The organism is Massilicoli timonensis (assembly GCF_900199515.1).
GTDB classification, from domain to species: Bacteria; Bacillota_I; Bacilli_A; order Erysipelotrichales; family Erysipelotrichaceae; genus Massilicoli; species Massilicoli timonensis.
In genome coordinates this window covers 1,927,765-1,947,657 of record NZ_LT963434.1, presented here as the reverse complement: position 1 = coordinate 1,947,657, position 19,893 = coordinate 1,927,765, and the positions used below count along the sequence as shown (strand labels likewise).

At 41.8% G+C, this 19,893-nt stretch carries 24 protein-coding genes, 1 tRNA gene and 1 pseudogene; 2 read left to right on the top strand and 24 right to left on the bottom strand.

Annotated elements, in window-relative coordinates; translation table 11 throughout:
- Positions 1-7 precede the first annotated feature (7 nt).
- The 5 genes and pseudogenes from C1712_RS13290 to C1712_RS11755 all read right to left on the bottom strand — a co-directional run.
- Positions 8-154: pseudogene (locus tag C1712_RS13290) on the bottom strand (alpha/beta fold hydrolase); the annotation flags it as partial.
- Positions 155-166: 12 nt separating this feature from the next.
- A complete protein-coding gene (locus C1712_RS12810; protein ID WP_180963146.1) occupies positions 167-421 on the bottom strand; it encodes a hypothetical protein in 255 nt (84 codons plus the stop codon).
- 196 nt (positions 422-617) lie between these two features.
- The gene (locus C1712_RS11765) at positions 618-1,100 is read right to left on the bottom strand and encodes an ABC transporter permease (RefSeq protein ID WP_102269424.1); all 483 of its coding nucleotides are present in this window, start codon (positions 1,098-1,100) and stop codon (positions 618-620) included.
- A gap of 53 nt (positions 1,101-1,153) precedes the next feature.
- The gene (locus tag C1712_RS11760; protein ID WP_102269422.1) at positions 1,154-2,017 is read right to left on the bottom strand and encodes an acyl-CoA thioester hydrolase/BAAT C-terminal domain-containing protein; all 864 of its coding nucleotides are present in this window, start codon (positions 2,015-2,017) and stop codon (positions 1,154-1,156) included.
- A gap of 24 nt (positions 2,018-2,041) precedes the next feature.
- On the bottom strand, positions 2,042-2,755 hold the full coding sequence (locus C1712_RS11755) for a transglutaminase-like domain-containing protein (protein WP_245858164.1): 714 nt from the start codon (positions 2,753-2,755) through the stop codon (positions 2,042-2,044).
- Positions 2,756-2,925: 170 nt separating this feature from the next.
- On the opposite strand from C1712_RS11755, the gene C1712_RS11750 reads away from it, so the two are divergent.
- A complete protein-coding gene (locus C1712_RS11750) occupies positions 2,926-3,531 on the top strand; it encodes an L-2-amino-thiazoline-4-carboxylic acid hydrolase (protein ID WP_102269420.1) in 606 nt (201 codons plus the stop codon).
- A gap of 340 nt (positions 3,532-3,871) precedes the next feature.
- On the opposite strand, the gene rpsI is transcribed toward C1712_RS11750, so the two are convergent.
- The 12 genes from rpsI to C1712_RS11685 all read right to left on the bottom strand — a co-directional run bounded on the left by rpsI (position 3,872) and on the right by C1712_RS11685 (position 13,969).
- Positions 3,872-4,273, bottom strand: coding sequence for a 30S ribosomal protein S9 (gene rpsI / locus C1712_RS11745; protein ID WP_102269418.1), 402 nt, complete (start codon positions 4,271-4,273; stop codon positions 3,872-3,874).
- A 12-nt stretch (positions 4,274-4,285) separates the two neighbouring features.
- Positions 4,286-4,723 (bottom strand): 50S ribosomal protein L13, encoded by a 438-nt coding sequence (rplM, locus tag C1712_RS11740; RefSeq protein WP_102269416.1) that lies wholly within the window; start codon positions 4,721-4,723, stop codon positions 4,286-4,288.
- Between the two features lie 238 nt (positions 4,724-4,961).
- The gene (locus C1712_RS11735) at positions 4,962-5,768 is read right to left on the bottom strand and encodes a histidinol-phosphatase (protein WP_102269414.1); all 807 of its coding nucleotides are present in this window, start codon (positions 5,766-5,768) and stop codon (positions 4,962-4,964) included.
- A gap of 28 nt (positions 5,769-5,796) precedes the next feature.
- The gene (gene truA, locus C1712_RS11730; protein ID WP_102269412.1) at positions 5,797-6,618 is read right to left on the bottom strand and encodes a tRNA pseudouridine(38-40) synthase TruA; all 822 of its coding nucleotides are present in this window, start codon (positions 6,616-6,618) and stop codon (positions 5,797-5,799) included.
- Positions 6,608-7,462: an energy-coupling factor transporter transmembrane component T family protein gene (locus C1712_RS11725; protein ID WP_102269411.1), complete on the bottom strand. Its 855-nt coding sequence runs from the start codon at positions 7,460-7,462 to the stop codon at positions 6,608-6,610. Before C1712_RS11725 ends, truA begins: the two co-directional genes overlap by 11 nt.
- The gene (locus C1712_RS11720; protein ID WP_102269409.1) at positions 7,455-8,315 is read right to left on the bottom strand and encodes an energy-coupling factor transporter ATPase; all 861 of its coding nucleotides are present in this window, start codon (positions 8,313-8,315) and stop codon (positions 7,455-7,457) included. The genes C1712_RS11725 and C1712_RS11720 overlap by 8 nt, the downstream gene beginning before the upstream one ends.
- Positions 8,291-9,118: an energy-coupling factor transporter ATPase gene (locus C1712_RS11715; protein ID WP_102269407.1), complete on the bottom strand. Its 828-nt coding sequence runs from the start codon at positions 9,116-9,118 to the stop codon at positions 8,291-8,293. The genes C1712_RS11720 and C1712_RS11715 overlap by 25 nt, the downstream gene beginning before the upstream one ends.
- 478 nt (positions 9,119-9,596) lie before the next feature.
- Entirely contained in the window at positions 9,597-10,064 is a 468-nt protein-coding gene (locus C1712_RS11705) for a helix-turn-helix domain-containing protein (RefSeq protein WP_102269403.1), read from the bottom strand.
- A 394-nt stretch (positions 10,065-10,458) separates the two neighbouring features.
- Positions 10,459-11,034: a ribonuclease E inhibitor RraB gene (locus C1712_RS11700; RefSeq protein ID WP_102269401.1), complete on the bottom strand. Its 576-nt coding sequence runs from the start codon at positions 11,032-11,034 to the stop codon at positions 10,459-10,461.
- Positions 11,035-11,100: 66 nt separating this feature from the next.
- Positions 11,101-11,736 (bottom strand): O-methyltransferase, encoded by a 636-nt coding sequence (locus tag C1712_RS11695; RefSeq protein WP_102269399.1) that lies wholly within the window; start codon positions 11,734-11,736, stop codon positions 11,101-11,103.
- A gap of 4 nt (positions 11,737-11,740) precedes the next feature.
- Positions 11,741-12,937, bottom strand: coding sequence for a CapA family protein (locus C1712_RS11690; protein ID WP_102269397.1), 1,197 nt, complete (start codon positions 12,935-12,937; stop codon positions 11,741-11,743).
- An 18-nt stretch (positions 12,938-12,955) separates the two neighbouring features.
- Entirely contained in the window at positions 12,956-13,969 is a 1,014-nt protein-coding gene (locus tag C1712_RS11685) for a M15 family metallopeptidase (protein ID WP_180963145.1), read from the bottom strand.
- A gap of 170 nt (positions 13,970-14,139) precedes the next feature.
- On the opposite strand from C1712_RS11685, the gene C1712_RS12805 reads away from it, so the two are divergent.
- Positions 14,140-14,295, top strand: coding sequence for a hypothetical protein (locus tag C1712_RS12805; RefSeq protein ID WP_180963144.1), 156 nt, complete (start codon positions 14,140-14,142; stop codon positions 14,293-14,295).
- Here the strand turns inward: C1712_RS12805 and C1712_RS11680 are convergent.
- The 7 genes from C1712_RS11680 to C1712_RS11650 form a co-directional block, all read right to left on the bottom strand.
- Positions 14,274-14,359, bottom strand: a tRNA-Leu gene (locus tag C1712_RS11680). The genes C1712_RS12805 and C1712_RS11680 overlap by 22 nt on opposite strands.
- Before the next feature lie 152 nt (positions 14,360-14,511).
- Positions 14,512-14,721 carry a FeoB-associated Cys-rich membrane protein gene (locus tag C1712_RS11675; RefSeq protein WP_180963143.1) on the bottom strand — a complete coding sequence of 70 codons (210 nt, stop codon included), beginning with the start codon at positions 14,719-14,721 and terminating at the stop codon, positions 14,512-14,514.
- 56 nt (positions 14,722-14,777) lie between these two features.
- A complete protein-coding gene (gene feoB / locus C1712_RS11670; protein ID WP_102269391.1) occupies positions 14,778-16,937 on the bottom strand; it encodes a ferrous iron transport protein B in 2,160 nt (719 codons plus the stop codon).
- 13 nt (positions 16,938-16,950) lie between these two features.
- Positions 16,951-17,172, bottom strand: a complete 222-nt coding sequence (locus C1712_RS11665) for a FeoA family protein (protein ID WP_102269389.1) — start codon at positions 17,170-17,172, stop codon at positions 16,951-16,953.
- Positions 17,173-17,181: 9 nt separating this feature from the next.
- On the bottom strand, positions 17,182-17,391 hold the full coding sequence (locus C1712_RS11660) for a FeoA family protein (RefSeq protein ID WP_219718870.1): 210 nt from the start codon (positions 17,389-17,391) through the stop codon (positions 17,182-17,184).
- 414 nt (positions 17,392-17,805) lie between these two features.
- Complete coding sequence (gene rlmD / locus C1712_RS11655) at positions 17,806-19,200, bottom strand: 23S rRNA (uracil(1939)-C(5))-methyltransferase RlmD (protein ID WP_102269385.1); 1,395 nt, start codon at positions 19,198-19,200, stop codon at positions 17,806-17,808.
- Positions 19,184-19,804, bottom strand: a complete 621-nt coding sequence (locus C1712_RS11650; RefSeq protein WP_102269383.1) for an HAD family hydrolase — start codon at positions 19,802-19,804, stop codon at positions 19,184-19,186. The genes rlmD and C1712_RS11650 overlap by 17 nt, the downstream gene beginning before the upstream one ends.
- Between the last annotated feature and the right edge of the window lie 89 nt (positions 19,805-19,893).

Sequence of the window (19,893 nt, the reverse complement as noted above, 5' to 3'; positions counted from 1 at the left end):
GCAAAAACTGATAGGCGTCCTCACCCATATCTTTTGCAAGAGAACAGGTATTAGATAGTATCATTCCTTCTACACATTCCGGATAATAAGATGCAATGATCTGAGATACTATTCCACCTAATGATTGACCTACCAGCCATACCTTTTCATCCAGATTTTGAAGAAGCTATGATACAGCCAAAGCAAATTCCATATTATTCTTAAATTGTATCTGATAATCAAAAGTCAGTAAGGAAAAATCTTTCGCAAATCTATCAAAATGCAGATAAAATAAGTCCGTTAAGCCTATCCCTCCACTTAGAAGCAAGACGGTGGATTTTGCATCGGGATTCCTGTAATAGCGATAGGAAAATTCCTTTTCCATAGGTAAAATAACAGTATGCTTTGTATATTTTTGATTAAATTCCTCTATACTGATCATATTTATGTGCCTCCTCATTCAAATATATAATCGGGCTTTGCTCTGAAATCCTGCTAACTGAATAGAATACAGTCTGCCCCTTTCAGATAATATAATGGACAAAACTTTAACGACGAGCTGCAGTATGATAATAATTGGAACAACTCTCATAAACGGAAGATGATTTTTTCACATCGTGCCTCATCTCTTTTATTCACTATAATATAGTCAATATAAATCCATCAATGACTGCAATGATGCCATACATAATAATTCCTCTTAAAAATGAATCTATATGCTTCTTTGGATTTTGATACATCTTTTTATCAGGAATTTCGCTAAATCGTATCCTTTTCGTATTTCTCCACCATATAAGGTCAATAATAACGAAATCAAATAAATTCAATGCTTCACCTAATATCAAGATGTTTATAAAATTTACCCTAAAATCATCTGATTTAATAAAGATCCCAAAAACAAGCAACACTATCATAAACATCACTAAATTCGCTATAAAAACTTTAGGTATATTCGTTTCTTTCGTTTTATCTTTATATTTTTCATTGCTTCTTATGATATTCTGTACATCTGTTGGATATGATCTTAACCCTAAAAGATTCTTTTCATCAGTTCCTGTTTCCAGAAAACATATAAGAAAAAGCACACTGCACAAAATAACTGTTTCTATAATTACGTTCATCTTGCTCCATACTCCTCACCATATAAAGACCATTTTTTATATCTTGAATCTTTTTATTGCCATACTTCCTCTATCCACCTTATGCATTCCTGACCCATCATGGTTCGCTCTCTAGCACATTCCTTTGGATATCGTTTTTCTGATTTAATAAAATACTTTATTGAATCTTCACAGTCTTCTAACATCATGTGGCTCATATACTCAAAACATATATGCTTATATGGATAGAAAAAATTGTAACTAATCAGGCGTTCTTCCAGTTTTTCACAGCTTTCCTTTGACGGCCAGATGGTATCCATCTTTGTTGAAAACATCAAAATAGGTGCTTTGATTTTTTCAATCGATATGATTGAATCAGGATTGATTTTTTTATTCATATTTATAGCAAGAATATTATATTCCCTATTTTTGATGATTTCCTTAATGATTGGTAATTTTCTTGTTTTATAGGGTGTATATGGGAGTTCCCTTCCCTTATAAGACCAGCAGCTCGTTTTGGATGGTGTTTTTCTGTTCATCCCCTCACTATAAAACCATGAAGGTGTCTTCAAAATGACACAGCTCAATTCATGAAATGCTATTGCAGCAGCAGCTGCATATTCAGCACCTTTTGAATATCCTTCAATTCCTATTTTTTTATATCCCATTTGTTTTAGCCAGTCTATTGCCTCTTTAATGTTTTCAAGTTCAATTTTACTTAAAGATTTGACAGAATTAGCTGTTTTAAAATATCCAAGAGCCAATGCTGGTATTCCATTAGTCTGCAAATATTTTGCAAGTTTCTTTGCATGCGCTAGCCCGCCTTCACTGCCTGATAATACAATCATAACCTTATCTTTTCTGTCTTTGACTGGATATAGAACACCGTCAGCTTTACGTAGTGTTACTGTTATATTTTCAATAACATTCTTTTTCATGGTTTTCTCCTATTTGTTTTCAATTTATCTTTTATCATTTCTTATTTTTTGGATATTATTATTCATTAAATGTCTACCTAAATTTCTATATAGAAACTTTTTCATAGCTGATAGTCCCTGATTATGCTCCTGAAACAAATCATCAGGACTATCATAAATTCCAAAATCGTGATTGATTCCTTCACTTTGAATGTAAGTATCGTTTCGATCGAAATCAATGATTGGATTATGTAAATCCTTAACTGCAACACCGTATCCACAAAAACTGCCTTGACAGGTCTGGTTTATTTTTTGCAGCTGCATAAGATAACTCTTATCAAGGATAAAACCTTCAAGCTCATACCATACATTATCTAAATATACTTCAACCCAGCTGTGTAATATATTTATTGGTGCGTTTTTATATACAATCCCCGTCATGGCTCCCTTCTGTAACTTTTTGTCAATCGTAAACCCATGTATTCGACAAGGAATACCAACACCTCGCAGCAATGCCATAAATAGAATGCCTTTGGTATTGCATTGTCCATATCCATCGGTCAAAACTTTTGAGGCAGGAATATGATCATCAACATTATAGCCAAATAGAATTTCATCTCGAATGAAATCATATATCTGCTTCAAACGAATATATGCATCCATATCTTTCCATTGTCTTTCAATGATTAATTCTTGTATATTTGGACTTGAATAATCTAATAATGATGTTTCTTTTAGATATTGCTCCACACTTTTCATCGCCCTTCAAAATCTCATTTTGTAATTTAATTATATCTCTACAAAGTTACATAAACAATAAAAAAATAAATTTAGTTAGTTTGGGCTTACTTTATATTATAGAGAAATGCTATAATTTGGTTAGCTTAAACTAAACATTTAGAATATTATGATATTTAGGAGATGATACTATGAGATATGGGTTCAGTATAAGATTGTATGGTTGGTTTTATCATACTGCCTGTAAGCATGAAATCAAAAGAATGCATATCGAAAATAAGGCAGATATAGAGAAAATTAAAAATGAATATATATCCATTATTCATCGTGCAAAAAACATAGGACATTCCCGACTTTTAAGTGCATACTGCATGGGAGCATATTTTATAGCAATGAACAGAGCAAATACACTTTCTCCAGAAGAGAATTACGAAATCTTAAAAAATGGACTCTATGCAAGCAGACTCTTTCATATAGCTATGGGTGATGCAGATTCATATCTAAGCACTCGTAAAATGAAAAAGAGAAAAATATGGGAGGCTCAATCTCATCTTAGAAGATATGAAAATGACTGGATTGTAGATGTTTTAGAAAAAACAGATGAATTTGAATTAGGATATAATTACTTCCAGTGTGGTGTATGCAAACTTTGTGCAGATGAAAACTGTCCTGAGTTAGCTAAGCATATATGTCAATTGGATTTTGTACTGGCAGATATGATGGGCATGACACTTAAACGCACCCAGACTATAGCTGACGGAGCCGAGTATTGCGATTTTAGATATAACAAAAAATAAATAAATCTATGATATGTTTCAATATGACAGTAGGCCGCTTCATAATGCAAAAGAAGATGTTCAAATTTGAACATCTAAACAAATACCGAGATGATACAAAAGGCTCCATCACATAATCTTACGCCAAAATTACGCCAAATTTTACGCAGAAATTACGCCAGTTTGCTGCATATTTGCTGCATAATTTCCGTCAATAGATGACTTTTTAGCAATTCTCAGCACTTTTTTTCAGAAATTCACGGTCTTCATAAATATTTGAGGACATGAAAAAAACCCTCGTAAATAGAGGGCTTTTTGCATAATTTGATTTTTACTGATGTTCTCAGACCACAATTTAATACTATCGTTTTGAGAACTGTGGCGCACGACGAGCCGCTTTCAAACCGTACTTCTTACGTTCCTTCATACGAGAATCACGAGTTAAGAAGCCAGCCGCTTTCAGTGCCGGACGATAATCTGCACTTGCTTCCAGCAGCGCACGCGCAATACCATGGCGCATAGCACCCGCCTGTCCGGTATAACCGCCGCCGCCAACATTGATCTTAATATTAAACTGCGTCAATGTTTCCGTTAATTCCAACGGAGAGCGCACGACCATACGCAAAGTTTCCAGTGGCAGATACTCCTCCAAAGTTTTACCGTTTACTGTAATCGTTCCATTTCCCGGAGTCATAAAGACACGAGCAACAGAAGTCTTACGACGTCCAGTTCCGTTATACATAACTGTATTTTTCTTTGCCATCTCTTACTCCTCCTATCCTTTGATTACCATTTCCACCGGCTGCTGAGCTGCATGCGGATGTTCACTGCCGGTATAGACAAACAAATGTCTGCGCTGCACATTTCCTAAACGAGTGTGCGGCAACATGCCATATACTGCTTTTTCTACCCATTCAACAGTATATTTGCTCTTCATCTCTTTAGCAGTACGAACACGAAGTCCTCCCGGATACATAGAGTGAGAATAATATTTCTTACCTTCCATCTTATTTCCGGTCAATTCAATCTTGTCCGCATTGATTACGATCACATAATCTCCGCAATCAACATTCGGTGTGTAAGTCGGTTTGTGTTTACCACGTAACACAGCAGCTACTTCCGTAGCAAGACGTCCTAATGTCTTTCCTGTTCCGTCCACTACATACCAAGTACGTGTAACGTCTGCAGGTTTTGTCATAGTTGTTTGGCGCATAAATTCTACTTCCTTTCTGTTTCATCTAAACTGTACCGGGTTTAAAATAAAACACTTAAGAAAACCTATGATCCATCCACATGCCTTTTCCCGTTAGCATCTCAAACGCATGCAGATCAGACCACAAGCCGTGCCTTTTTATATTCTAAAGATAAATACCGCATAAGTCAATGCTTTTTTTCACTTTTTAGCACTTTTTTCTCCCTATTTCAAAGGCCGTTTCCATCGTTTCCCTTCTTTATCTTAACAAACGATAATCAGACAAAGAAACTTCCTCCAAGATCGATAATCCAAGCCCCTTTAGATAAGCGCGTGCCTGCCGATCATAATCCTCTCTTTCCAAAGAAGCCGGATCATGCGCATCGACACCGATGACCACCTCATTGCCGATTTCTGCCGCAATTTCCCAAAACTCATGATGCGGATATTCCTCGATCTGGCACGCCGCATTATAAGCAGCACCCTCCAAATTATACTCCAAAGGAATATGCAATCGCTTCGCCGCTTCACAAATCTGCCTGCTCGCTTCCCGCGCCTGATCATCAAATACCTTACGCCCCCGCATAAACAGATCAGGATGCGCCATATAGGCATATAAACCTGTTTCCATCGCCGCAATCGCGCCCTCTACATAACGCTGTAAATAAAGATCCTCCTTGCAGCGATTCCCATAATACTGATTTGCGATCTCATCGCTCTCATAATAATGATTGCCCAAAATGATATAATCTACCTGCTCCTCAATCAGAAACTGCCGCAGCCATGGCAAATACCGTGGATAATATTCACATTCCAGTCCCAACAGGATCTCAATCTGACCGCGATACTTTTCTTTCAGTTTGCGGATACTCTCCGCATATTCGTGAAACTGCACCAACGGCATACGCATGTGTGCCACAAAATCACTTTCATAGTTCCATGGCGCATGATCCGAAAAACCAAGCACCTGATAACCGCCTTTTATAGCGCTGATCACATAATCCTCATCACTGCCGCATGCATGCATACAGCGATAAGTGTGCGTATGGTAATTACATTTCTTCATGAAATCCCTCCTTGCCAAAAACTACTGCTTATCTCTTATGCCCCCACCATTTTCTAATATCTCTCTCCTGTGATTCCTCCATCAGAAACCGCAATATCGCCTCCCGACAATCATCCTTTTCATAATCCACCCGTACCAGATAAAGTCCTTGCGCTTCTGCCTTATAGCGACAAAGATGCTTATCCTTTCCTTCCAGCATCACTTCTACATCTGCTTTTGTCAGTTTCCCTTTGCCTACCTCTAAAAGCGTTCCTGCCATCATACGCACCTGATAGCGCAAAAAACCATCGCCTTCGAAAATCATGCGAATGCCATTTTTTTCTTCGCAGATCAAAATCGCATCTATCGTGCGCACCCGTGATTTGCGCTGATCGATCTTCGCACTTGTAAAAGAAGTAAAATCATGTGTTCCAACCAGCACCTGTGCACATTCCTGCATTTTCAAAACATCAAGTTTTTCTCTTACCGGCGCCATAAAACGAACCGCAAATGGATTATTACCACAATCACCGACCAAATAATCATAACGCTTTGAAACCGCATCAAAGCGTGCATGGAACTGATCACTGACCGGCTCTATGGACTGAATCCGGATCGTCCCCGGCAAAAGACTATTCAGCGCCATTTTCATGCGCTCTCCTTTCATTTTCTTTTCACTGTCAAAATGAAAAACCTGTCCCAGTGCATGCACACCGCCATCGGTTCTTCCGCTTGCCACTGCTTCACAAGCATGTCCCAGCATTTTTTCAAGCGCTTTTTCTATCACTGTCTGAATGCCGACTCCATTGATCTGCTTCTGCCAGCCATTATAGTCCGTGCCATCATAGGCAACAACTGCTTTATAACGCATACCCAACCCCCTCTAAAAATAAACTTCCTATTCTTAATGGATCCAAATATCCCATAGCAATCAAAATCGGCACCGCCATCAACAAGAAAGAACAGCCCAGCATGATCCAATCCCGTCCCGCCATTTTCAACTGCTTATAGCGCGTTCGTTTACGTTCAGGAATATAGCCCCGTGCTTCCATTGCATTGGCGAGATCTTCCGCCCGCTGAAACGCTGACACAAATAGTGGCACGATCAAAGAAAGCACCGCCATGATCTTTTCCTTCAGTTTGCCCTCTTCCATATCGACTCCTCTTGATGCCTGCGCCTTCATGATACGCTGCGTTTCTTCAATCAATGTCGGGATGAAACGCAAAGCGATCGAAATCATCATCGCAATTTCATGCGCCGGCACATGCAGCACCTTAAACGGCGTCAATAAATCTTCTATTCCCAACGTCAGATCCAATGGTTTGGTCGTTGCGGTCAAGGTCGTCGTAATCATGATCATCAGCACCAAACGCACTGCGATATAAAAAGTCTGAGCCAAAGCATCACTGTAAATCGCAAAATCTCCCAGTTTTACCACCACATAGCCGGTGCGCACCACCAACAGATTGATCACCAATAAAAACACCATCATCAACAGCATCGGTTTCATAGACTTCCATACCGAACGAAGTTTCAAATGCGCAATCAAAAGCAGCACAAGCGCTACCACACCTAAAATGATATAAGGAAAATATCCGGCAGGAATGAAGATGGCTACCATAAAAAAGATCATGCCCATGATTTTCGCTCTTGGATCCAAACGATGGATCAAAGAATCATACGGCATATAGCTGCCCAAAGTAAAATTATTCATGTTTCTGCACCTCACTTTGGATGGCTTTTGCCAGCGCCTCAATGCTCAGCATATCTTTGCCCAAAGAAAATCCTCTTTCGCGCAATGCCTCCCGCATTTTGATGACTGCCGGCGGATCAATGCGCAGCTGTTTCAATAATTCGACATCTTCAAAAAAAGTCGTTACATCACACTGCTTCTTGATTTTCCCTTTCGCCACGACCACGACCTCATCACAGCTATGTAAAACATGTTCCATATCGTGTGTAACGATCAGTACCGTTTTATGATATGTCTTATTTAATTCCACAAACAGATCCATCATTTCCTTTGCGCCCTGCGGATCCAGACCCGCCGTCGGCTCATCCAGTACCAGCACCTGCGGATCCATCGCCAAAATACCTGCAATCGCCACTCTTCGTTTCTGCCCGCCTGACAATTCAAACGGCGATTGATCCAAATAGCTTTCATCCAAACCGACCAGCTTCAGCATTTTTACCGCCATGTCTCGCGCTTCCTCTTCTGTTGCCCCAAAATTTTTCGGCCCGAAGCAGACATCCTTTAAGATCGTTTCTTCAAATAATTGATATTCCGGAAATTGAAAGACCAAACCAACCTGCTTGCGCAATGATTTTAACTGTTTCGGCTTCTGATCCGCTGTAATAAGACGATCCAACACTTGCAGTTTTCCCTTGCTCGGCAATAACAAAGCATTCAAGTGCTGCACCAACGTCGTCTTGCCGCTGCCGGTCTCACCGATGATCGCAGTAAACGCCCCTTCCTTGATTTCCAGCGATACGTCATCCAAAGCAAGATAAGAAAACGGTGTGCCTTCTTGATAAATATGCGTTAATCCTTCATAGCGTATCGGCATATTTCATCCACCATCCCTTCCATCGTCGTACATTCTTTTACCGGCATTCCCAGTTTCTGAAGTGCATGCGCCACCTTCAATGAAAACGGAATATCCAAATGCAGATCGATCAGTTCTTTTTCCTTCAGCAGTATTTCAGATGGGTGTCCTTCCATAACTACTTTTCCCTGATCCAATACGATCACATGATCGCTCATCGCCACTTCTTCAATGTCATGGGTAATGGAGATGATCGTCATTGTTTCGTTCTCATGGATTTCCTGTATCAAATGATTGATGTCGCTGCGGCCCTGTGGATCCAGCATGCTCGTCGCCTCATCGAAAATCAAAATTTCCGGTTTCATCGCCAGCACTCCGGCAATCGCTACACGCTGCTTCTGCCCGCCGGAAAGTTTTGTCGGCTCGCTTTCCAAGTAAGCCTCCATATGCACCTTTTTGGCATAGGTTTCAATGATCCCCTGCATCGATTCAGTGGGAATCTGATGATTTTCTAAACCAAATGCAATGTCATCGGCAACCGTCGCACCGATAAACTGATTATCCGGGTTTTGAAACACGATGCCGATCTTATCGCGGATCGCATACAGATTCTCCTCATTTAAGGGAAGACGATCTACTTCAATGCTTCCGCCATCTGCTTTCATCAGACCGATCAGCAATTTGGCAATGGTGCTTTTTCCGCTGCCGTTGTGCCCGATGATCGTTGTGTAAGCACCCTCTTTGATCTGAAAAGATACATGTGACAAAGCATCACGTTCTTTATCATAAGAGAAGCTCACATCCTTTACTGTAATTTTATCCATTTGATCACCCTCTGCTCTATCTTAAAAGCGAACTTATTTTATCATAAAGCAGATAGAAAATCCAAACAATCAGCCGGCAATCGTGTATTTTTGCTTTTTCCTATTCAGTTAAGCGGTTACTTCTCAAACAGAGCGATTTTACGGCAAGCCAAAACAGCAGAACTGCTCTGTTGCAGAAAGGATGGTAAAAAAGCGATACACCATCGAAATCGGATACAAGAAAAAACAACACCAATGCCAATCCAATCATCACTCCATGACCTTTCCCATCAAACATCACAAATATGCACAAATAAAAAAGGATGCAGAATGAAAAAACCATTAGAAAAACAAAGCGAATAACATGCTTCCCATGTCGATCAGATTAAGAAACAGATACTTATCAATTAGGTATTTTATACAGGTCCATATACCCATATAAATTATGCTTCCCGATAAATGATATAAGGATGAAAAATTCTTTATCACATAAGGCAGATCACGATTCCATCTCTTTCATCGCCTTTCTGATCTTGATCCGCAGCATGATCCCAAAGCCCCATACAAAAAATCCACATGCCATGGTGATGAGCATCTCAATTTGTGTATCTGCCAGTACCTTAGTAAAAGTAATACTGATGATAATGCCGATGACGATCAATACTTCAGTAAAGATCTCCAATGTTTCAAACTGTGCTTTTGTTTTCAATAGATAAAATGCCGATCGTTCCCCTTGCTTCTGCTTATCTTCATCTGTCATTTTCTTTGCATATAATAATTCCGATATCTGTACATCCAAAGCTTCGCATAACGCTTCATAAAGTGATAGATCCGGCATGGTCTTACCTCTTTCCCATCGGGAAATCGTCTTGTCGCTCACTCCTAATTGCTGTGCCAGCTGCGCTTGGGTCAAAGCTTTTGCTTTACGACAGCGAGCGATAAAGCAACCAATTTCATGTGGATTCATAACGCCTCACTCCTTTACTCTTTTATTTTACTTGAACACATGAAAAAAAGACAGGACAGAAAGTGAGAATCCACTTTATAAGCCCATCTTTCTAACGGTTTGACACGAAATCTACACTTTCTTAACGCACAGCATGAGATGAATAAAATCATTTCTCTCTGCCCATAAATTCCTATAATCACTGCGTAGAGCGTATAGAAAAAACATATCTTTCCTGCCTCAAAAAAAATCTCATGATGGTAGGATTGCCACAAGAACAGCCTTTCTTCCAAGATTGTGTAAACATCTATACCAAAAGAAAAGATTGTGCCCGCTTGCGCATTGGTCACAATCCTTTCGAATTTTCATTTTCATTGCGTGTGTCTGATTTTTGAGGACGCTCCGTTTTCCCTTTTTAGTAACTTACCCTTGCATGCCAGCCCTTGTACTCGCCATGATGCGCATACGCCTGATCAGCAAGATAAAGCTCATTGGTTACCAATTTGATCTGATCGATCGGCGAAATGTGCAAAACGATCAAGTCAAATTCATTTTCTCCGGCGGAAACGACAAACCCTTTATTAACGACTGCTTTTTTGAAAGCATCGGCATCTTCCTGTGTCGTGAAATGAACAAGATGCTGGATCGGGCGATCGACTTCATGATGATCGCCTTCATTTTTCAATTCCTCTGCCAGCCGTTCATGCTCCTTGGAAATATGCGCTACCGCAGCCGCTGTTAAATTCTTATAAGTATCGTCTTTGCGCCTTGCCGCGTCGGGCTCGTCTGCTTCGCTTTCTTCCGACCCTTCCTCTTCTTCATCGTCCAACTGAATACTGTCGATCTTTGTCGGTTCAGATGGCTGTGGCTCATCGTATAACAGTTCTTCATCCAGTTCTCTGATTTTTTTCTGTTCATTCTTTTTTAGTGCATATGCCGTTACTGCCGCGACACCTGCCAATACTGCAATGCCTGTTACTGCTTTTTTCATATTTTATCACCACTTCTTTCTTTTCTTTATTGTACCACACTTCCCCTTATATGAACACTGCTTTTCCTATTGTTTTCTTTCCAAAAGCACATTCTCTTTCTGCCCTTTTCTGCGCCGGCTGATCGCTATGCCATCGCCGATTTTCAAAAATTCACTTTCAAATTCCTCATTTTCCTGCAAAAACGCAATATAACCGCGGATCTTTCTTATCAACCGTTTGAGATTGCGGGAATGCTTGATTTCCACTTCCCCGCTTACCATGCCATGAAACTCAAGATTATCCGTAATGATCGCACCATCCTCCTGCAAATTATGCCGGAACTGCTGAAAGAATTTGATGTACTGCGCTTTTGCCGCGTCAATAAAGATCAGATCAAACTGTTCTTCACTGTGAAAATCAAACGCATCCATTTCCAAGATCTGGATCTGTTTTTCCAAACCGGCTTTTGCAATATAGGCAACCGCTTCCTCATAACGCTTTTGATCGCGTTCGATCGTCGTTACCTTGATTTCCCGATCTAGCGATGCCATACGGATCGCCGAATAACCGATCGCCGCACCGATTTCCAATATCGAGCGCACATGATGTGTTTCAATATAAGAACAAAGAAATGCGATCCCCTCCGGCTGCATGATCGGAATACGTTCTTCCTCTGCTTTTCTTTCTATCTCCTGGAGCAGCTTTGCCAATTCCTTTTTCATCGTATTACTTCTGCTCCTCTTTCAAAAACTGATCGTCAATGATCGCGGCCGTTTTCTCCTGCAAACCGGCAATGGTTACGCTTTGTCCTTCATAACCGTTCAAACCGTGTTTGTTCGCTAAAGCTTCACTATACGCATCCAAGCGATAGACCCGATAATTATGACGCGTATTCATAATATCTGCCGCATCGCCCTCATAATGGGTCACAAGCGGGATCCATTTTACATTTTGCACACTGATCTTCTTGCTCTCATGATCCTGCACAAAATCAAAACTGATCATACCGCCCAGCACATTATCCACTTCCAGCATACCGCTGAGAAAATTCCCCAATGAGTAAACCGTCAACATTTCATTTCCCGCACTTCCTTTCACCCATTCTACCTTTTGAATGACATGCGGATGCGTGCCGATCACGACATCTACACCAAGATCCGCAAATAGCTGTGCATAGTGCTGCTGCTCTTCATTTACCATGGAATCATTTTCTGTTCCCCAATGTGCCGATACGATGACGACATCACTGATTTCCTTTGCCTTTTTCACATCATTCGTGATCGTTGCATCATCAAAATAAGCAACGCTGTAATCATATTCCGGTATGACCCCATTGGTTCCATAAGTATATGCCAAAAAGGAAAAGGTAATGCCTTTGCGCTTGATCGTACGAATCGTATCGCGATCTTCTTGCGATGTATAAGTGCCGGCTGCGATGATGCCTTCTTTGGATCCCCAGACCGCAGCACTGTGATCGATGCCTGTCTGCCACTTGTCCAAACAATGATTGGTTGCGGTATTGACAAGATCAAAACCGGCTGCTTCCACATCATCGGCAATGGCGCTTGGCGTATTAAACGTCGGATAACCGGATAAGCCCAATTCATCACCGCCAAGGATCGTTTCCTGATTGATAAAAGCCAGATCAGCGTTCTGAATATCCTGTTTCATCGGTTCATACATTTTCGCAAAGGAATACTGCCCGTCTCCTTCAGCTCCTGCTTCTCGATCCGCTTCCTCATAGATCGAATTATGGATCAGATTATCGCCGACACCGACAAAGGAAACAATGGTATCTTTTGCTTCTTCTTTTGTTTTATCTGTTTGACTGTCCTTTTCCACTAATTGATTCACGCGATCCGGATCAGCGGAACAAGCGCACATACACAGCGCGCTTAACAAAATTGCAACTACTTTCTTCATCTTCTTCACCTCATGCTATTATGCCGGCTGGGTTGCCAAATATTCTTCCAGCGTGATGCCTTTCTCCATGATCGTCTGCGCCGCTTCCTTGCCGACATAACGGATATGCCAAGACTCATGACCGAATCCGGTAATATCTTCTTTCCCTTTCGGATAACGCAGGATAAATCCATAATCCGCCATATGGCTCAAAAACCAATCATAATGAGGAGAGGATTCGATTTCCTCATAATTTTCTTGATCAAAGGTCACATCGATCGCTAAAGCCGTATTATGTTCACTTTGTCCGGGACGGGCAAAATAGGTATCTGCATATGCTTCCCCTTCTAAATTCTTATAATATTCATACAGCGTTCTTTGATAAGCGATATCGCGCATGCTGGCGATGCTTTTCATCGTAAAACCTTCTTTCGCTGCCGCTTTCACAAAGGCATCAAACTGCTCGGCGACTTCCTTTCTGACATACTGTGTCGACGGAAAGCAGGAGTAGTCCTCACCGACTACACAGACATTCGGCGTTTCCACTAGATCTGATGGATAGAAATCATCCGGCAGCTTCGAGAATTTATTGACCAGCTGCAAAAGATCATCGGTATCTTCAATTTCATCGATTTCACTGTAATAAGGAATATCTAAGTTCAAATTGACATGCAGCACCGCTTCTTTTGGGTCCTCACTTTTCTGTAATTCCTTGATATAGCGTTCTGTCTTGTCACTTCGATAATAAGACAGCTCTAACATTTCCAGCATCTGTGTTTCAGAAACACCGCTGTCCCGCAGCTTTTTGATTGCGGCTTTTTTTCCTGATCCGTTTTGTATATGACAATAAAGAGCAACATCTTCACTTGTGGTTTCTTCATCCAGCAGCTCTTTCAGCGTTTCCGGATAAGGGCATTGATCCCGGATTTCCTCAAAATCAGTTATCTTTTGAAGCAATGCGCTTTGTTTCTCATTAAATCCCAATTCACTGAAGTCTGCCGATCCACAGCCGCATAGCAGTAAAACGGTAAACAAACAAGTTATTTTTTTCATCATTTCACCTAATTTCTAATTTTACACCATTATTATAATACAGATTGCGCATAGTATCAAAACGAAGATCAAAACACCGGTCGATTCAGCGAACAATAGCGGGCATGCATGCAGCTGAAAAAATATCATAACAAAGACAGAGGCAAGCCCATAGATCAGATAAAAACAGAATGAAACACATAGACACATCAGCATATAATCGAAAGAAGCGAAATCAGTTTTATAAAATTACAGTAGTAGAAAATATCCGTACCGGCAGCGATCGCATACAAAAAAACTCGCCTCAGCGAGTTCTTGGTTTAACTGGTGCAGAAGAAGAGATTTGAACTCTCACGCGGTTGCCCGCACTGCCGCCTGAAGACAGCGTGTCTGCCGTTCCACCACTTCTGCATCTGCTTTGATATTATAGCAGAGAGATGCTTTTTTCGTCAATAACTTTTTTCATTTTATCCACTTAGCATCATACAAATCTCCCCGCATAGAAATCACTTGTATCACACGAAAAAAGCAGCCTGATCACAGATACAGACTGCTTCTTTCGATCAATCTTGATGATCGACAACTTTTAACACGATACGGGGTCCCTGCCGCATTTGCTCGGCACTGCTTTGTCGATATGTTACATGGCAGTTTTGATGACAGCTTGTGCAGTTGCCGGTGCAGCCCCCATGATTTTTATGCTGTTTCCATAAAGAGCGAATGATCAAACTGACAATAACAGTTAATAACAATACGATGATGACATTACCCATTTTCATTCCTCCTCACGTTTTGATCGATACCTGTTTACATGGATCTCTTTGGTATCTTAATGTTCCTGTCTGCTGAACTTATTTTTTCTAAACAGTAAATATAGCACCGCGATCAACAATACGAAAGCAACGACCGTAAATACATTGAATGTCACTTCTCCGCTCACCAGTCCGCCGATCTGATAAATGATCAAGGCGCTCACATAAGCGAATACACACATATAGCCGATGGCGAAAATCGTCCACTTTCCGTTGTTCATTTCTCTTTTGATCGCACCCATTGCGGCGAAGCAAGGCGCACACAGTAAATTAAAGATCATAAAACTATAAGCCGCAAGCGGTGTGAAATCTGCCGCTACCTGTGTCCAGATCTCATTGCCCGTTTCCGACAGCTCGCCGCCATACTGATAAAGCACCCCAAAAGTATTGACTACTTCTTCCTTCGCAATCAGGCCGGTAATCGTAGCAACGGTTGCTTTCCATGCCATATCGCCCAGCCAGCCAAGCGGATAGAAGATCCAGGCAATGCTTCTGCCAATCGAGGCAAGCAGGGAAGTATTATTATCCTCCACCATGCCAAAGCTGCCGTTTTCAAAGCCGAAGCCCTGCAAGAACCATAAGATGATGCTGCTAAGCAAGATGATCGTTCCCGCACGTTTGATAAAGGACCAGCCGCGTTCCCAAGTTGCACGCACGACATTGCCGATGCTTGGCAGATGATAGGCCGGAAGCTCCATCACAAACGGTGCCGGATCACCCGCAAACATTTTACATTTTTTCAAAATGATACCGGAAACAACGACTGCCGCGATCCCGATGAAGAATGCAGAAGTCGCAACCAGTGAACTATTGCCGAATACCGCACCCGCAAACAAACCGATGATCGGCATCTTAGCGCCGCAAGGAATAAAGCCGGTCGTCATGATCGTCATCTTGCGATCGCGATCTTGTTCGATCGTACGGCTTGCCATAATGCCCGGCACCCCACACCCGGTTGCCACCAGCATCGGAATAAAACTCTTGCCGGATAGGCCGAAGCGACGGAAAATACGATCCATGATGAAAGCGACACGCGACATGTAACCGATATCCTCCATAATAGAAAGCAGTACATACAGTACCAAGATTTGCGGCACAAAACCAAGCACTGCCCCGACACCGGCAACGATGCCATCTTGAATCAGCGAATACAAGACACCGCTGACATGAAGACTATTTAAGAGCTGATCAAAGAATGACGGTACCATTTCACCAAACAAAACATCATTTGCCCAATCCGTTCCCATCGTTCCGATCGAGAAGGAAGTTGAACCCATGGCAATCGTATATACCACAAACATAATGACCGCAAAGATCGGCAGTGCCAAAATACGATTCGTTACGATTTTATCGATCTTATCGGAAATCGTAAGCTCATGGCTCTGTTTGTTCTTTTTTACGCTTTTCGAAATGATCTGCGTCAGATATTCATAACGCTGCGCCGTAATGATGCTTTCCGCGTCATCATCTGCTTTCTGTTCACAGGCGTTCACGATTGTTTCGATCTGTTCCTGATCACTTTCACTGATCGTTACCAGTTCATTGATCTTTTCATCCCGCTCAAATAGCTTGACCGAAAGGAAAGGAATCGTCTTTGCATCCGTTTTTCCTTTTAACAGATCGCTGATCGCATCCAAACTCTGTTTTACATCACCGTAAAAGATCGAAGGCGCTGCGGTTGCTTCACCCGCTTTGGCTGCTAATGCGGCCTGATTGGCTGCCTCTAATGTATTAGTACCTTTCAAAGCGCTGATCGTTACGACCTTGCAGCCCAGCAGCTTCGATAACTGATCGACATTGATCTGATCACCGTTGCGCTCTACCAAATCCATCATATTCAAAGCGACAACGACCGGAATTCCCAATTCCAAAAGCTGTGTCGTCAAATACAAGTTACGTTCGATATTCGTTGCATCAACGATATTCAAGATCGCATCCGGTCTTTCATGCACCAGATAATTTCTTGCTACGACTTCCTCCAGTGAATAAGGAGAAAGGGAATAGATACCCGGTAAATCCTGAATCGTTACTTCTTTATTGCTTTTTAATGTTCCTTCTTTTTTCTCAACGGTTACGCCCGGCCAGTTTCCCACATGCTGACGCGAACCGGTCAGATGATTAAACAAAGTTGTTTTCCCACTGTTTGGATTTCCTGCTAATGCGATTTTTATGCTCATCGTACCACCTCTTTTACGCTACTTCGATCATTTCCGCATCACCCTTGCGCAGTGATAATTCATATCCGCGGACATTCAACTCCATAGGGTCTCCCAGAGGTGCAACTTTACGTACGTGTATTTCTACGCCTTTGGTAATCCCCATATCCATGATCCTTCTCTTCAGTGCACCGCTTCCATGCAGTCGCACAACGGTTATCGTTTCTTTCGGCTTACACTCATTCAATGTTCTCATCTTGTCCTCCTACACCATAATGCGATTTGCCAATGCTTCATCAATCGCTACTCTTGTTCCTTTTACCTCTAAGATCATATTGCCCGCAACTCTTTGAATCACAGTAATATTCCCTTTTTCCACAAACCCCATATTCGCCAAATGACTGCGCAGTTTGTCTTTTCCGGTAATCTTTTGAATCTGTACGGTTTTCCCTTCTTCTACATAGGTAATCGGCATCACATTACACCATCCTTCCGAAGTTAGTCCTAACTAACAATTTTAGTATAAGCCCGCTGGAAGTATCTGTCAAGAAGAAAATTAGTTATAACTAACTTTTTTTGAAAGAAAGTGTAATTCTGCTTAAATTGCTTTCATCAAAACCTAATTCAAAAAACAATCGTTTTCTACAAATAAAACGATTGTGATTTCCTTTTTCACACCCCCCCATTATCCTGCACCTGCACCATGCCTTTTTGCTTTTATGCCTGTCCCTGTTTTATTATCAATCTTCTATTGCCGGGAACTACAAAGAAAAGAAAAAAGCCTATAAACATGGGTTTTATAGACTTTTGATGTTTGTTTTTATACGAATATTATTTTTTGTTTGTGCATTTTTCATTTTCCTATAAAGAAATGCTGCTACACTTCTTTTTATGATTTCCTATTTAACAAGCAGATACTTTCCGTATGTGTCGTATTAGGAAATAAATCATACAGATAAAGATCCTTCGTCTGATAACCGAGTTTAGCCAGCTCTAACAGATCGCGCACCTGCGTTTTTGGATTACAGGAAATATAGACGATGCGCTTCGGCTTTGCTTTGTTTACCGCTCGCAAAAAAGTAAGATCGCTGCCTGCCCGGCTTGGATCCATGATCAAAACATCAGGCTGCCATCCCCGTTTCGCCGTATCCGTTAAAAACCTGCCTGCATCCTCACAGATAAATGTGATATGATCGATCTTGTTTCTAAGCGCATTGCTTTTGGCGTCCCGCACCGCATCACGGTTCACTTCAACCCCATAAACCGCTTTCCACTCTTTTGCCATGCTCATACCGATCGTACCGATGCCACAATACGCATCTAACAGGATTTCATCACAAGCAGGCTGCGCCAGTTCTTTGGCTTTCGCATACAGCTTTTCACACTGCTCATGATTGATCTGATAAAAAGATTTCGGGGAGATGCGAAAACGCAGTCCGCATAAAACATCCTCGATATAACCCTTTCCAAACAGCACTTTTTCCTGTTCACCCAAAACGATGCTGGTCTTGCGCGTATTGATGTTCTGCACGATCGTTGTGATATACGGACATCTTTTTCGCAAGGCCGCTACCAAGTTTTTACTGCCCGCAAACATTGATGTATTCGTAACGAATACCACCATTGTTTGATCGCTCGCAAACCCTCTGCGAATCAATACATGACGCAGAACACCGCTGCGGCGATCTTCTTCATAAGGCGCAATGTGCATCTCATTCACCAGCTCGGTAATGACCCGCACCAGCTCATTGCTTTTGGCATCTTGAAGCAGACAGTCATGGAATGCAACGATGCGATGACTTTCTTCTTCATAAAAGCCGGCAATCGTCCTGCGTGCACGATTTTTCTGAAAACCGATGATCACCTTATTGCGATACGCATACGGCTCTTTCATACCTACCGGATCATGCACGGTGATTCCCTTCAGCCCCGCTTCGCGCAATAGCTTTATCACACCCTGCTTTTTCCACTCCAACTGCTTCTGATATTCCATATGCAATAAATGACAGCTGCCGCAGCGCTCAAAGATCGCACAGTTTACTTTACAGCGCACATCGCTCTCATTGAGACGTTCCATCGTTTCAATGATCATGCCGGCTTTTCCCTTACGCGCCTTTATTCTGACCGTTTCACCGGGCAATGCGTTTTTAATAGCAACTTTTTGTCGCTTTACCACAGCGATTCCCTGTCCGTTCTCATCCAGCTCTGCAATCCGCACTTCTGCTTGCTCTGTATGCGGCTCTCTTTGCTGCAAGTGCCTTCCCTTTTTATTTCGTTCCTTCATTTGCCTGCTCCTTTATATAGCGCCACACCGTTTTACGCATATCCTGCGATGTTACTTGAAGCGCCTGCATCCCGATTTTTCGGGCAGCCTCCACATTGCTTTGCAGATCGTCTAAAAACAAGCATTCCTTCGCATCAAGCTGATAGCGCTCTAATAAGATCCGATAAATCTGCTCCTGCGGCTTGATCAGCTTTTCCTCAAACGAAAGCACCCAGCCATCGAAGCGTTCCCGATAATTCCCTTTCTTGCTCACATAGTCCCATGACTCCTGTGCAATATTGGACAATAAATAGACGCGATAGCCCTGTTCACTTAATTCATCTAACAGCTGCTGATGCGCCGGGATCATCTCTAATACATACAGCCACTGTTTCGCAAACACATCGATCCATTTCGCATCCTCTTGATACTTTTCCTTTAATTTCTCGATCAATGATGAAAAAGTGAGCAGGCCCTGATCATAGCGCTGCCATTCTTCACTTTGAAACATCTCTTTACAGATCCGTTCACAAAGTGTTTTTTCATATCCTTGTTTTCGGTAATAGGCAATCGGCTGAAACGCATTCAGCACATTACCGCAGTCAAATACAACCGCTCTGATCATTTTCACACGCCCTTCCTTTTTTCTTCATTATAGCAGATGCGCTTTTGAAATACATCTTGTTTTCCGTTTTTCTCAAGCATGCGTGCTGT